Origin of the sequence: Methanocalculus natronophilus, assembly GCF_038751955.1 — an archaeon.
Taxonomy (GTDB): domain Archaea; phylum Halobacteriota; class Methanomicrobia; order Methanomicrobiales; family Methanocorpusculaceae; genus Methanocalculus; species Methanocalculus natronophilus.
The window spans coordinates 1-646 of record NZ_JBCEXH010000076.1; the positions used below are offsets into that span (position 1 = coordinate 1).

Consider the following 646-nt stretch of genomic DNA (forward strand, 5'->3'; position numbering starts at 1 on the left):
CCTATAACAAACCCAAACATAGTCAATAATACAACAACCGCAATCAATAGCCCAGGCCAAGGCCTAATTAAATACGCATGTTTATCATCAGAAAAGTTACTTTCTTGTTTGGTTAAAGACCGCTTGACGATATGTTCAACAGCCTTCCACCTTGAATCCTTTTGAAATGATAATACACTGGGTGGTTTAGGATTTTTAAGCATATTTTCTACCTTATAGCGTAATATTTCTAAACTCTCTCCACCAAGTGCAACTGTCGGAACAACAGGGACTTTTAAGCGTTTTTGAATTTCTAAATGATCAATCTTTATCCCTCTTGATTTTGATAAATCATTGCGATTTAAAGCAACAACTGTAGGAATTTGATACTCTAAAACCTGCATTAATAAATGCAATGAAGATTCTAAATTTAAAGTGTCTAAAACAAAAATAATCCCATCTGGATTATCATTTAACATATTAATGGCGACTTGTTCAGCCTCATCAACACTTTTTTCTATATCGTATACACCCGGAACATCTTTTAAAATACAAGATTGTTCATTCACCTGCATACTGCCTTCTGTAAATTCTACCGTTGTCCCAGTATAATTGGAAACCATCACGTCTAAACCTGTAAAACGATTAAAAATGGCGCTTTTACCGA

The 646-nt window shown here is 34.4% G+C and carries 1 protein-coding gene; it reads right to left on the bottom strand.

Annotation, left to right across the window (positions count from 1 at the left end):
- On the bottom strand, positions 1 to 646 hold a 646-nt coding region (locus tag ABCO64_RS10500), incomplete at both ends, for a FeoB small GTPase domain-containing protein (RefSeq protein ID WP_343089430.1).